Source organism: Streptomyces griseorubiginosus, from assembly GCF_017614965.1.
Classification (GTDB): domain Bacteria; phylum Actinomycetota; class Actinomycetes; order Streptomycetales; family Streptomycetaceae; genus Streptomyces; species Streptomyces griseorubiginosus_B.
Genome location: NZ_WVUG01000258.1, coordinates 1 through 12,941, shown reverse-complemented (window position 1 = coordinate 12,941; position 12,941 = coordinate 1). Strand labels below are relative to the sequence as shown.

Annotated in this window: 9 protein-coding genes; 5 read left to right on the top strand and 4 right to left on the bottom strand. The window is 70.6% G+C overall.

Going from position 1 to position 12,941, the window contains the following annotated elements; translation table 11 throughout:
• Positions 1-617: 617 nt before the first annotated feature.
• A complete protein-coding gene (locus tag GRC12_RS33645) occupies positions 618-1,133 on the top strand; it encodes a DUF6912 family protein (RefSeq protein WP_133046242.1) in 516 nt (171 codons plus the stop codon).
• 346 nt (positions 1,134-1,479) lie between these two features.
• A complete protein-coding gene (locus GRC12_RS33640; RefSeq protein WP_208783543.1) occupies positions 1,480-2,145 on the top strand; it encodes an HAD family hydrolase in 666 nt (221 codons plus the stop codon).
• Positions 2,146-2,187: 42 nt separating this feature from the next.
• Here GRC12_RS33640 and GRC12_RS33635 read toward each other — a convergent pair whose 3' ends face one another.
• Positions 2,188-2,754, bottom strand: coding sequence for a DJ-1/PfpI family protein (locus GRC12_RS33635; protein WP_208783541.1), 567 nt, complete (start codon positions 2,752-2,754; stop codon positions 2,188-2,190).
• A 484-nt stretch (positions 2,755-3,238) separates the two neighbouring features.
• On the opposite strand from GRC12_RS33635, the gene GRC12_RS33630 reads away from it, so the two are divergent.
• Positions 3,239-8,194, top strand: coding sequence for an NAD-glutamate dehydrogenase (locus tag GRC12_RS33630; RefSeq protein WP_208783539.1), 4,956 nt, complete (start codon positions 3,239-3,241; stop codon positions 8,192-8,194).
• A 68-nt stretch (positions 8,195-8,262) separates the two neighbouring features.
• Here the strand turns inward: GRC12_RS33630 and GRC12_RS33625 are convergent, their stop codons facing one another.
• Positions 8,263-9,069 carry an ABC transporter ATP-binding protein gene (locus tag GRC12_RS33625; RefSeq protein WP_208783537.1) on the bottom strand — a complete coding sequence of 269 codons (807 nt, stop codon included), beginning with the start codon at positions 9,067-9,069 and terminating at the stop codon, positions 8,263-8,265.
• Positions 9,062-9,976 (bottom strand): ABC transporter permease, encoded by a 915-nt coding sequence (locus GRC12_RS33620; protein ID WP_208783535.1) that lies wholly within the window; start codon positions 9,974-9,976, stop codon positions 9,062-9,064. The genes GRC12_RS33625 and GRC12_RS33620 overlap by 8 nt, the downstream gene beginning before the upstream one ends.
• Positions 9,977-10,422: 446 nt before the next feature.
• Here GRC12_RS33620 and GRC12_RS33615 point away from each other — a divergent pair, with 446 nt between their 5' ends.
• Positions 10,423-11,061, top strand: a complete 639-nt coding sequence (locus GRC12_RS33615; protein ID WP_208783533.1) for a TetR/AcrR family transcriptional regulator — start codon at positions 10,423-10,425, stop codon at positions 11,059-11,061.
• Positions 11,062-11,138: 77 nt separating this feature from the next.
• Complete coding sequence (locus GRC12_RS33610; protein WP_208783531.1) at positions 11,139-11,783, top strand: response regulator transcription factor; 645 nt, start codon at positions 11,139-11,141, stop codon at positions 11,781-11,783.
• Positions 11,784-11,820: 37 nt separating this feature from the next.
• On the opposite strand, the gene galE is transcribed toward GRC12_RS33610, so the two are convergent.
• Positions 11,821-12,801, bottom strand: coding sequence for a UDP-glucose 4-epimerase GalE (gene galE, locus GRC12_RS33605; protein ID WP_208783529.1), 981 nt, complete (start codon positions 12,799-12,801; stop codon positions 11,821-11,823).
• Between the last annotated feature and the right edge of the window lie 140 nt (positions 12,802-12,941).

Here is a 12,941-nt window from a genome sequence, read left to right as displayed (position 1 = left end):
GAGCCGGAGCCGGAGCCGAAGCCGAAGCCGAAGGCGGAGTCGCGGCTTGAGCCGAGGCTGATGCTGATGTCGGGACCGGTGTCGGGGCTGGTGCCGACGTGGGGCGGGTGTCCGTGGGCCTCGTGTTGGCGGAGACCCCGGAGGTACGGGAGCCGGGCGGGCGGCCGCCGCCCGGGGCGGTCCCGGCCGGGGCTCCGCCCGGGGTGCGTGGCGGGGCGCCGCCCGGGCGACGCGTGTCATGGCGGCCCGGCGGGCGGGTCCCCGGCCGGGTGTGCGCTGCCCTGGTCATGACCTTGTGCATGGGTGTCCCCGTTTCCATGTGCGTTTCCATGAGCCCGGCCGAGCGGTGGTACCGGGCGGTAACTTCCTGTTGCGGATCTTGTACGGAACGCGATGGCGACAGCAAGGAAGCGGCAAGCCGGGTCGGGGCGGCCGGAAGGTTCACCTATCAGGGTGATGAAGGGGGTTGCAGGCCCGTGTTCACGTGGGGGGCGTGGGTGAACCATGGGCCCGGGGTTGACGGCCTCGGCGTCATCGGCGGGGACTCGAAAGGGGACGCCCGCACGTATCCTGAAGGCCCTGTCCAGCGGAGCCCTCGATCACGAAAGCGGCCAGACATGCGCGTCTACGTCCCCCTGACCCTCCCCGGTCTCGCCGAGGCGTACAAGACGGGAGAGCTTGGGGCCGGGCCGCTCGTCGCCTACGCCGTCACCCCCGCGCTGCGCGAGTGGTATCTCTCCGACGACATCGAGGAACTGGAGTACGCGGCGCTGAACCGCGCCGCCGTCGCCTCGCTGCGTCTGCTGGCCGCCGACCCCGGGGCTCCCCGGCGCCGGGTCGTGGTCGCCGTCGACGTGCCCGACGGGGCGGCCTGGGCCGACCCGGACCGCGGACTCGACCCGGCCGCGCTCGGCGAGGTCCGCGTCAGCCAGGCCGTACCGCTGGCCAAGGCGGCCGCCGTGCACGTCGACCTCGATGACGCGGAGACGGACGTGGCCGCGGCGGCCGAGGCGCTGGAGGCGGCGGACCGCGGGGACGACGACGCCCAGTTCGTGGTGGACGGGGCCGAGGACCACGAACTGCTCTGGTACGCCACGCAGGAGATCCCGAACCTGGTGGGCCTCGCGGACTGAGCCCTCCGCACACCCCATCGACGGTCACCAACCTCGATCGACGGTCACCAACCTCGATCGACCGTCGACATCACCCCCTGATCGGCCGCCGTCCGCGCATCCCGATCGGCCGCCGTCGGCACGCCTCGATCGGCCGTCGTCCGCACACCTCGATTGGCCGCCCTCGGCACACCTCGATCGGCCGTCGTCGGCACACCTCGATCGGCCGCCCTCGGCACACCTCGATCGGCCGCCCTCGGCACACCTCGATCGGCCGCCCTCGGCACACCTCGATCGGCCGCCGTCCGCACGCCCCGATCGACCCGCCGTTCTCTTGATTGTCAGTGGCGGCGGGTACGTTTTGGGCATGGGGAAGAACGCAGGGGCGCACATCGTGTGGGACTGGAACGGGACGCTGTTCCACGACAACGACGCGATCATCGGGGCGACGAACGCGGCGTTCGCCGAGCTGGGGCTGGCGCCGATCACGATCGAGCAGTACCGGACGCTGTACTGCGTTCCGGTGCCGAAGTTCTACGAGCGGCTGCTCGGCCGGCTGCCGACGGACGCCGAGTGGGAGATCATGGACATGACCTTCCACCGGTACTACAGCGAGCACCGCGGGCGGTGCGCCCTGACCGAGGGGGCGACGGAGCTGCTCGCCGGATGGCGGTCGGCGGGACGCAGTCAGTCGATCCTCAGCATGTACGGGCACGAGGACCTCGTGCCCCTGGTGCGGGGGTTCGGGATCGAGGCGCACTTCATACGCGTCGACGGCCGCACCGGACCCTCCGGGGGAAGCAAGGCGGAGCACATGGTGCGCCACCTCGCCTCGCTCGCCACGGTGGATCCGGCCCGGACGGTGGTCATCGGGGACGCCGCCGACGACGCGGTTGCCGCACGGCACGTGGGAGCCCGGGCCGTGCTGTACACCGGGGGTTCGCACAGCCGGGCCAGCCTGGAGGAGGCCGGCGTGCCGGTGGTGGACACGCTGGCGGAGGCGGTCGTGGAGGCCGAGCGCCTGGCCGCGTGACCACTGCCGGCCGCACCACCGACGGTTGCACCACCGGGCCGGCTACGTCACCGGCGCCTTGGCCCGCAGCACCGTCAGGAACTCCCGCATCCACGCCGGATGGTCCGGCCAGGCCCGGGACGAGACCAGGGTGCCGTCGACGACCGCCTCGGTGTCCTGGAAGGTCGCTCCGGCGGACTGCATGTCGGGCTCCAGCGCGGGATACGCGGTGACGCGGCGGCCGCGCAGGCTGTCGATCGCTGCGGTGAGGAGGGGGCCGTGGCAGATCTGGGCGACCGGTTTGTCGGCGTCGAAGAAGGACTTGAGGATCTTGCGCAGCTCGGGGTCGTTGCGCAGGTACTCGGGGGCTCGGCCGCCGGGGATGACGAGGGCGGCGTACTGGCCGGGTTCGACGTCGGCGAAGGCGAGGTCGGCGGGCCAGGTGTAGCCGGGCTTCTCGGTGTAGGTGTCGAAGCCGGGTTCGAAGTCGTGGACGACGAAGCGCAGCGTCTTGCGGGAAGGAGCGGCGACATGGACCTCGTAGCCCTCCTCGCGCAGCCGCTGGTAGGGGTAGAGGACCTCCAGGGACTCCGCCGCGTCGCCGGTGACGATGAGGATTTTTGCTGTCATGTCGGCAACGTGCCTCCGTCGGGCGCGCTTGCCAAGGGGGCGCGCGGAGGTTGGTCGCTGTGCAGAATGTCAAACTTCCACCCCTGGTTTTGTACACATACGGCTCATGACGGGGGCCCTGTAAGGAGCGATAGCCTTGGTGGCGTGATCAGCGCGATAGCTCGCGGGGGCACTGTTGCCCCTGCCCTGCGCCCGGGGAGCACGGAACATCTCCGTGACCGGGCGGCGGTCGCTGGTCCTCGCGGGCGGGACGGGGCCGCACGGGCCCCCAGGACGCCGTACACACCCCGGAAACCGGCGTCGCGGAGAGCGATGTCACATCCCGTGGGCGCGTCGAGAATGGCTGATAACCCCCCGCTCATCTCACCCTGCGGCATAGCGTCGGAGCAGACCGGAGAACCCGGGCCGTGGCGTCGAGCCGCAGGGGAAGAGACCGTACTTCCTTCTACGTCACGCAACGGCGCGCGACAGGAGCCAGAGGACAATGCAGACCAAGCTGGACGAAGCCAAGGCCGAGCTGCTGGAGAGGGCCGCTCGGGTAGCTGAGAACAGCCCGGTCGGGGGCCTACCGACCGGGACGGCGGACGAGGGCGCACCCGACACCCCGGAGACCCCGGACCAGGAGTCCGTGCTCGCGTTCCTCCAGCGCTACTACCTGCACACCGCCCCGGAGGACCTCACCGGCCGCGACCCGGTCGACGTCTTCGGAGCCGCGCTCTCCCACTACCGACTGGCCGAGAACCGCCCCCAGGGCACGGCCAGCGTGCGGGTGCACACCCCGACCGTGGAGGAGAACGGCTGGACGTGCAGCCACTCCGTGGTCGAGGTCGTCACCGACGACATGCCCTTCCTCGTCGACTCCGTGACCAACGAACTCACCCGGCAGGGACGCGGCATCCATGTCGTGATCCACCCGCAGATCGTGGTCCGCCGCGACGTCACCGGCAAGCTCATCGAGGTGCTGCCCGCGCACACGGGCGGGGACCTGCCGCACGACGCGCACCTCGAGTCCTGGATCCACGTCGAGATCGACCGCGAGACCGACCGCGGCGACCTGAAGCAGATCACCTTCGACCTGCTGCGGGTGCTGTCCGACGTCCGCGAGGCCGTCGAGGACTGGGACAAGATGCGCGACGCGGCGCTGCGCATGGCCGACGAGCTGCCCAAGGAGCCGGTCGCCCCCGACCTGCGCGACCTGGAGATCGAGGAGGCCCGCGAGCTGCTGCGCTGGCTGGCCGCCGACCACTTCACCTTCCTCGGCTACCGCGAGTACCAGCTGCGCGACGACGACACCCTGGCCGCCGTCCCCGGCACCGGCCTCGGCATCCTGCGCTCCGACCCGCACCACGCCGGCGAGGAGGGCCACCCGGTCTCCCCGTCCTTCGAGCGGCTGCCCGCCGACGCCCGCGCCAAGGCGCGCGAGCACAACCTGCTGGTGCTGACCAAGGCCAACAGCCGCGCCACCGTGCACCGGCCGTCATACCTGGACTACATCGGCGTCAAGAAGTTCGACGCGGACGGCAACGTGATCGGCGAGCGCCGCTTCCTCGGTCTGTTCTCCTCAGCCGCGTACACCGAATCGGTGCGCCGGGTTCCGGTCATCCGCCGCAAGGTGGACGAGGTCCTGGAGCGCGCCGGCTTCTCGCCCAACAGCCACGACGGGCGCGACCTGCTGCAGATCCTGGAGACCTACCCGCGCGACGAGCTCTTCCAGACCCCGGCCGACGAACTGGAGTCCATCGCCACCTCCGTGCTGTACCTGCAGGAGCGCCGGCGTCTGCGGCTCTACCTGCGCCAGGACGAGTACGGCCGCTACTACTCCGCCCTCGTCTACCTGCCCCGCGACCGCTACACGACGGGCGTCCGCCTGAGGATCATCGACATCCTCAAGGAGGAACTGGGCGGTATCAGCGTCGACTTCACCGCCTGGAACACCGAGTCGATCCTGTCCCGGCTGCACTTCGTGGTCCGCGTCCCGCAGGGCACCGAGCTGCCCGAGCTGTCCGACGCAGACAAGGAGCGCATCGAGGCGCGTCTGGTGGAGGCCGCCCGCTCCTGGGCCGACGCCTTCGCCGAGGCGCTGACCGCCGAGCTCGGCGAGGAGCGGGCGGCCGAGCTGCTGCGCCGCTACAACAACGCCTTCACCGAGGGCTACAAGGCCGACCACACGCCGCGTTCCGCGGTCGCCGACCTCGTCCACCTCGAACAGCTCAGCGAGACCCAGCAGCAGGACGGCAAGGACTTCTCCCTCAGCCTCTACGAGCCGGTGGGCGCCTCCCCCGAGGAGCGCCGCTTCAAGATCTACCGCAAGGGCGACGCCGTCTCCCTCTCCGCGGTGCTGCCGGTCCTCAGCCGGCTCGGTGTCGAGGTCACGGACGAGCGGCCGTACGAGCTGAAGTGCGCGGACCGTTCCGTCGCCTGGATCTACGACTTCGGGCTGCGCATGCCCACGTCGAAGAGCGGCGGCGACTACGGCGACGACGGACGCGAGCGGTTCCAGGAGGCCTTCGCCGCCACCTGGACCGGCAAGGCGGAGAACGACGGCTTCAACGCCCTCGTGCTCAGCGCCGGGCTGACCTGGCGGCAGGCGATGGTGCTGCGCGCGTACGCCAAGTACCTGCGGCAGGCGGGCTCCACCTTCTCCCAGGACTACATGGAGGACACCCTCCGCAACAACGTCCACACCACCCGGCTGCTGGTCTCCCTGTTCGAGGCGCGGATGTCGCCGGACCGCCAGCGCGCGGGCCACGAGATCGTCGACGCCCTCCTCGAGGAGGTCGACGCGGCCCTCGACCAGGTGGCGAGCCTCGACGAGGACCGCATCCTGAGGTCCTTCCTGACCGTCATCAAGGCGACCCTGCGCACGAACTTCTTCCAGGAGGCCGCGGGCGGCAGGCCGCACGACTATGTCTCCATGAAGTTCGACCCGCAGGCGATCCCCGATCTGCCCGCGCCGCGCCCGGCGTTCGAGATCTGGGTGTACTCCCCGCGCGTGGAGGGCGTGCACCTGCGCTTCGGCAAGGTCGCGCGCGGTGGTCTGCGCTGGTCCGACCGGCGTGAGGACTTCCGTACCGAGATCCTCGGCCTGGTCAAGGCGCAGATGGTGAAGAACACCGTCATCGTGCCGGTCGGCGCCAAGGGCGGCTTCGTCGCCAAGCAGCTCCCGGACCCGGCGGCGGACCGGGACGCGTGGCTGGCCGAGGGCATCGCCAGCTACAAGACGTTCATCTCGGCGCTCCTCGACATCACCGACAACATGGTCGCCGGCGAGGTCGTGCCCCCGCAGGACGTCGTCCGGCACGACGAGGACGACACCTACCTGGTCGTCGCCGCCGACAAGGGCACCGCCACCTTCTCGGACATCGCCAACGAGGTCGCCGAGTCGTACAACTTCTGGCTCGGTGACGCCTTCGCCTCCGGCGGCAGCGCGGGCTACGACCACAAGGGCATGGGCATCACCGCGCGCGGCGCCTGGGAGTCCGTCAAGCGGCACTTCCGCGAGCTGGGCGTGGACACCCAGAGCGAGGACTTCACGGTCGTCGGCATCGGCGACATGTCCGGTGACGTGTTCGGCAACGGCATGCTGCTGAGCGAGCACATCCGCCTCGTCGCCGCCTTCGACCACCGGCACATCTTCATCGACCCCACCCCTGACGCGGCCACCTCCTACGCCGAGCGCCGCCGCATCTTCGAGCTGCCCCGCTCCAGCTGGGCCGACTACAACACCGAGCTCATCTCGGCGGGCGGCGGCGTGTTCCCCCGTACAGCCAAGGCGATCCCGCTCAACGCGCACATCCGCGACGCCCTCGGCATCGAGGAAAAGATCGCCAAGATGACGCCGGCCGACCTGATGAAGGCGATCCTGCAGGCACCGGTGGACCTGCTGTGGAACGGCGGCATCGGCACCTATGTGAAGGCCAGCACCGAGTCGCACGCCGACGTCGGTGACAAGGCCAACGACCCGATCCGCGTCGACGGCGCCGACCTGCGCGTCAAGGTCGTCGGCGAGGGCGGCAACCTGGGCCTGACCCAGCTCGGCCGGATCGAGTTCGCGCTGCACGGCGGCAAGATCAACACCGATGCCATCGACAACAGCGCGGGCGTGGACACCTCCGACCACGAGGTGAACATCAAGATCCTGCTCAACGGCCTGGTCGCGGACGGCGACATGACCGTCAAGCAGCGCAACAAGCTGCTCGCGGAGATGACCGACGAGGTCGGCGCGCTGGTCCTGCGCAACAACTACGCGCAGAACACGGCGATCGCCAACGCGCTCGCCCAGTCCAAGGACATGCTCCACGCCCAGCAGCGCTTCATGCGGCACCTGGTGCGCGAGGGTCACCTCGACCGGGCGCTGGAGTTCCTGCCCACCGACCGCCAGATCCGCGAGCGGCTGGGCCAGGGCCAGGGCCTGACCGGTCCGGAGACGGCCGTCCTGCTGGCGTACACGAAGATCACGGTCGCCGACGAGCTGCTGCACACCACGCTGCCCGACGACACCTACCTGCGCGGTCTGCTGCACGCCTACTTCCCGACGGCGCTGCGCGAGCAGTTCCCGCAGTACATGGACAACCACCCGCTGCGCCGCGAGATCGTCACGACCGTCCTGGTCAACGACACGGTCAACACGGGCGGTACGACATATCTGCACCGTCTGCGCGAGGAGACCGGGGCGTCGCTGGAGGAGATCGTCCGGGCGCAGACGGTGGCCCGCGCGATCTTCCGCTCGGCGCCCGTGTGGGACGCCGTGGAGGCCCTCGACAACCAGGTCGAGGCCGCCGTCCAGACCCGGATCCGGCTGCACTCGCGGCGCCTGGTCGAGCGCGGCACCCGCTGGCTGCTCAACAACCGGCCGCAGCCGGTGCAGATCGCCGAGACCGTCGAGTTCTTCTCGGAGCGCGTCGAGCAGGTCTGGCAGCAGCTGCCGAAGCTGCTGCGCGGCGCGGACCTCGAGTGGTGGCAGCAGATCTACGACGAGCTGACCGGCGCCGGCGTCCCGGACGAACTGGCCACGCGCGTGGCCGGGTTCTCGTCCGCCTTCCCGGCGCTCGACATCGTCTCGGTCGCCGACCGCATGGGCAAGAAGCCGCTGGACGTCGCCGAGGTCTACTACGACCTCGCCGACCGGCTGCACATCACCCAGCTCATGGACCGCATCATCGAGCTGCCCCGCGCCGACCGCTGGCAGTCCATGGCCCGCGCCTCCATCCGCGAGGACCTCTACGCGGCCCACGCGGCGCTGACCGCGGACGTGTTGGCGGTGGGCAACGGCAGCTCGACGCCCGAACAGCGCTTCAAGACCTGGCAGGAGAAGAACGCGGCGATCCTGGGCCGGGCGCGCACGACCCTGGAGGAGATCCAGAGCTCGGAGACGTTCGACCTCGCCAACCTGTCGGTGGCGATGCGCACGATGCGCACCCTGCTGCGCACGCACACGTAGCAGGCGGTACGAGAGCGGGGTGCCCCGAGCCGACCGGCTCGGGGCACCCCGCTCTCGTGGTCTTGTTCTCAGGCGGCCTTCGGCTTGTCCGCGCCGCCGGTGAACTCCTCGTAGGCCTGCATGACCTCTTCCGTCGGCCCGTCCATGCGCAGCTCGCCGCGCTCCAGCCACAGCACGCGTTCGCAGGTGTCGCGGATCGACTTGTTGTTGTGGCTGACCAGGAACACCGTGCCGGCCTGCTGGCGCAGTTCGCGGATGCGTTCCTCGGAGCGCTTCTGGAAGGAGCGGTCGCCGGTGGCCAGCGCCTCGTCGATGAGGAGGACGTCGTGGTCCTTGGCGGCCGCGATGGAGAAGCGCAGGCGGGCGCCCATGCCGGAGGAGTAGGTGCGCATCGGCAGGGTGATGAAGTCGCCCTTCTCGTTGATGCCGGAGAAGTCGACGATGTCCTGGTAGCGCTCCTTGACCTCCTCGCGGGACATGCCCATCGCGAGGCCGCCGAGGTAGACGTTCTTCTCGCCGGTCAGGTCACCCATCAGGGCGGCGTTCACGCCGAGCAGGGAGGGCTGGCCGTTGGTGTAGATGTGGCCGTTCTCGACGGGCAGCAGGCCCGCGACCGCCTTCAGCAGGGTCGACTTTCCGGAGCCGTTGGTGCCGATCAGGCCGACGGCCTCGCCCTTGTACGCGACGAAGGACACGTTCTTCACGGCGTGCACCGTGCGCACGCCGGCCGCCTTCTCGGTCTGCTGGCGGCGCAGCATGCGGTTGAGGGCGGCGGTCGCGGAGCCCTTGCCGGCGCCGGTGCCGTTGACCCGGTAGATGATGTCGACGCCGTCGCAGACGACGGTGGGGACGCGCTCGTCGGTGTACTCAGCCACGGCCGTACATCTCCTCAGCCTTCCAGAAGTAAACGAAGCCGCCCACGCCAGCGATCAGGGCCCAGCCGGTCGCCGCGGCCCACACGTGCGGGGGCAGCTGGCTGGCGTGGAAACTGTCGATGAGCGCGAAGCGCATGAGGTCGATGTAGACCGCCGCCGGGTTGGTCTCCAGGGCCAGCGTCACCCAGCGGGGCAGGTGGTCGCCCTTGGTCAGCCGGTCGATGCTCCACATCACGCCGGAGACGTACATCCAGGTGCGCAGGACGAACGGCATCAGCTGGGCGATGTCGGGGGTCTTGGCGCCCATCCGCGCCATGATCAGCGCGACGCCGGTGTTGAAGGTGAACTGCAGCACCAGGGCCGGGACCGCGAGCAGCCAGGAGAAGGCGATCGGGACGCCGAAGCAGAGCAGGATGACGACCAGGGCGGCCATCGAGAACAGCAGCTGCTGCAGTTGCTGCAGCGCGAAGGAGATGGGCAGCGCGGCCCGCGGGAAGTGCAGCGCCCGCACCAGGCCGAGGTTGCCGGAGATGGCACGGGTGCCGGCCATGATCGAGCTCTGGGTGAACGTCCAGATGAAGACGCCGGTGACGAGGAACGGGATGTAGTCCGGCACATGGCGCTTGGTGCCGAGGAGCACGCCGAAGATGAAGTAGTACACCGCCGCGTTCAGCAGCGGGGTCATCACCTGCCAGATCTGGCCGAGCTTCGCCTGGCTGTACTGGGCGGTGAGCTTGGCGGTGGCGAAGGCGGTGATGAAGTGGCGCCTGGCCCACAGCTGCCGGACGTACTCCGGCAGGGAGGGACGGGCGCCGCTGACCGAGAGGCCGTGGCGGGCGGCGAGGGCCGCGAGGTCGTCGTCGGCCGGGACCGGCGTCGGGGGCGGTGTGTCGAGGACCTGGCTCACATCCGCTGCTTTCACTCGGGGGGAGGGGGGTGCGGCGTCCGGCCCGTCGGCCGGCCGGTCACGTTGCACGGCGTTTCCTTACGCGTCTCTTCACGTTTTCTTACGTCGGAACGGGACCGTATCGTCGCAACGTGAGCGTAGGCCGTTTCGGCGTCGGAACGCAACCGTTTCGTCGTCACGGACTCCGTCGGGACGCAACCGTATCGTCGTGACGACCCGCGTGGGGCCGTTACCGTTTCGTTGTGACGCATCTCGCGCAGGCGGGTGCCGGGCGGGCCGCAGGCATGGTCCGGTGGGATGCGGGCAGGGAGCGGGGGGACGGGGCCGTTCCGTCGTGACGCAGGGCGTGAGGCCGGGACCGTATCGTCGTGACGTCGGGCGTGAGGCCGGGACCGTATCGTCGTGACCTTCTGCGTGGGGACGGGACCGTATCGTCGCAACGCCCTATGCTGGTCCGCATGACGACGAACGCCGAGGAGCCCCAGACGCGTCCGCGCCGCCGGACCCCGGCGGGGGCGGCCGTACTCCGTGAGGACGTCACGGAGGCCATCCGGGCGGCCGTCTTCGAGGAGCTCGCGTCCGTCGGCTACGCGCGGATGTCCATCGAGGGGATCGCGCGCCGGGCGGGCGTCGGCAAGACCGCGGTCTACCGCCGCTGGCGCTCCAAGCTGCACCTGGTGCTCGACATCGTCTCCGCGCTCGCGGTGCAGGGCCTGCCGGCCCCGGACACGGGTTCCCTGGAGGGCGATCTGCGACTCCTGTACGAGGTGACCTCGCGCGCCCTGCGGCACCCCGTGGCCTCGCAGATCCTGCCCGACCTGCAGGCGGAGGCGGCGCGCAACCCCGACATGGCCGAGGCGGTGCAGAAGGCGCTGCGGGACGGGCAGGAGGGCGTGGCCAGCAAGATCCTCGTGGCGGCGGAGCAGCGCGGTGAGATCCGGGCCGGCTTCGACGACGAGCTGGCGCTCGACCTGATCTCCGGGCCGCTGTACTGGCGCTCGGTGGTGATCCGCAGCCCGAAGCTGCCCAAGGGCTACCTCGGGGCGCTCGCCCGGGCCACCGCCGAGGCGATCAAGGCGCTGTGAGTAAGCTGCGGTGGCCCGGTCGCCGGTGGCCGGAAGCCGTCGCCGCGCGCGGTGACCGGAGCTGAGACGGAACTGCCGTGAGAGTCGTGATCGCCGAGGACAACGCCCTGCTGCGAGAGGGGCTCGTCCTGTTGCTGACCTCCGCGGGGCACGAGGTCGTGGCGGTCGCCGCCACCGGCCCGGAGATCCTGCCCGCGCTGCTGGAGCACCGGCCCGACGCGGCCGTACTGGACGTCCGTATGCCGCCCGCCTTCCGGGACGAGGGGCTGCGCGCCGCACTGGAGGCACGCGCCGAGCTCCCCGGACTTCCCGTCCTGGTGCTCTCCCAGTACGTCGAGGAGTCGTACGCCGCCGAACTGCTCACCGGCGGGGCGAGCGGGCTCGGTTATCTGCTCAAGGACCGGGTCGGCCGGGTGGACGAGTTCCTCGACGCGCTGGAGCGGGTCGCGGCCGGGGGCACGGCCCTCGACCCCGAGGTCGTCACCGAACTCCTCACCCGCCGCAAGGACTCCCCCCTCGACTCCCTCACCCCGCGCGAACGCGAGGTCCTGGCCCTGATGGCCGAGGGCCACGACAACGCCACCATCGCCAAGACCCTGGTCGTCACGGAACGCGCCGTCCACAAACACATCGGCAACGTCTTCCTGAAACTGGGCCTGCCCCCGAGCGACGGTGGCCACCGCCGGGTACTGGCGGTGCTGGCGTACCTGAACCACCGGTAGCCCGAGCAGATCCCACCCCTCGTCAACCCGGCCGGGGTCAGTGGCGCGCCGCCCCCGGATGCAGTCTTACCCAGCCCTGCCATGCCGATGTGATCATGTCCTGGACGTCGTGTTTGGCCTTCCAGGCTAGTTCTGTGGTGGCGCGGTCGGCGGAGGCCACGACTCGGGGCGGGTCGCCGGGGCGGCGCGGGGTGACCGTCGGGGGGAGGTCGTGGCCGGTGACGGCGTTGATGCGGTCGATCATCTCGCGGACGGAGACGCCCTCGCCGCGGCCGATGTTGAGGGTGAGGTCGCGTCCGGGGGAGGCCTGCAGGGCGCGGGCCGCCGCCACATGGGCCTCGGCCAGGTCCACGACGTGGATGTAGTCGCGTACGCAGGTGCCGTCGGGGGTCGGGTAGTCGTCGCCGAAGATGCGCGGGGGCGCGTTCTCGGTCAGCTTCTCGAAGACCATGGGGATGAGGTTGAAGACGCCGGTGTCGGCGAGTTCCGGGGTGGCGGCGCCCGCCACGTTGAAGTAGCGCAGGGAGGCGGTGGACAGGCCCGTCGCGCGGCCCGTGGCCCGGACCAGCCACTCGCCCGCCAGCTTCGTCTCGCCGTACGGCGACATCGGCACGCACGGCGTCTCCTCCGTCACCAGCTCCACGTCGGGCATGCCGTACACCGCGGCTGAGGAGGAGAACACGAAGGAGGGGACACCGGCCGCCGTGACGGCCTCCAGGAGGACGCGCAGTCCCTCGACGTTCTCCCGGTAGTAGTGCAGGGGGAGCTCCACCGACTCGCCGACCTGCTTCTTCGCCGCCAGATGGACCACCCCGGTGATCCGGTGGTCCGCGAGGGCGCGCGCGACCCGCTCGCCGTCCAGCGTCGACCCCACCACCAGCGGCACCCCGTCCGGCACCCGCTCCCCGAGGCCCGTCGACAGGTCGTCGTACACGACCGTCCGCTCGCCCGCCCCGGTCATCGCGCGCACGACGTGCGCCCCGATGTAACCGGCGCCGCCGGTGATCAGCCAGGTCATGTGAGGCCGTCCCCTCAGTCGGTCGAGGCGTGCGTGCTGGTGCGCGTCCGGTATCAGTGAAGCAGGCCCCGGGTCACGCCGGGACGGCCTGGGTGGCTCCGCGGACGTCGGGGGAGCGGCGGGGCGCGCCAGGGAGGGGC

Excerpts from the sequence above, each read along its gene's own strand:
- GRC12_RS33645 (WP_133046242.1), top strand. The coding sequence starts at position 618 with ATGCGCGTCTACGTCCCCCTGACCCTCCCCGGTCTCGCCGAGGCGTAC.
- galE (WP_208783529.1), bottom strand. The coding sequence starts at position 12,801 with ATGACCTGGCTGATCACCGGCGGCGCCGGTTACATCGGGGCGCACGTC.
- GRC12_RS33640 (WP_208783543.1), top strand. The coding sequence starts at position 1,480 with ATGGGGAAGAACGCAGGGGCGCACATCGTGTGGGACTGGAACGGGACG.
- GRC12_RS33630 (WP_208783539.1), top strand. The coding sequence starts at position 3,239 with ATGCAGACCAAGCTGGACGAAGCCAAGGCCGAGCTGCTGGAGAGGGCC.
- GRC12_RS33635 (WP_208783541.1), bottom strand. The coding sequence starts at position 2,754 with ATGACAGCAAAAATCCTCATCGTCACCGGCGACGCGGCGGAGTCCCTG.
- GRC12_RS33615 (WP_208783533.1), top strand. The coding sequence starts at position 10,423 with ATGCTGGTCCGCATGACGACGAACGCCGAGGAGCCCCAGACGCGTCCG.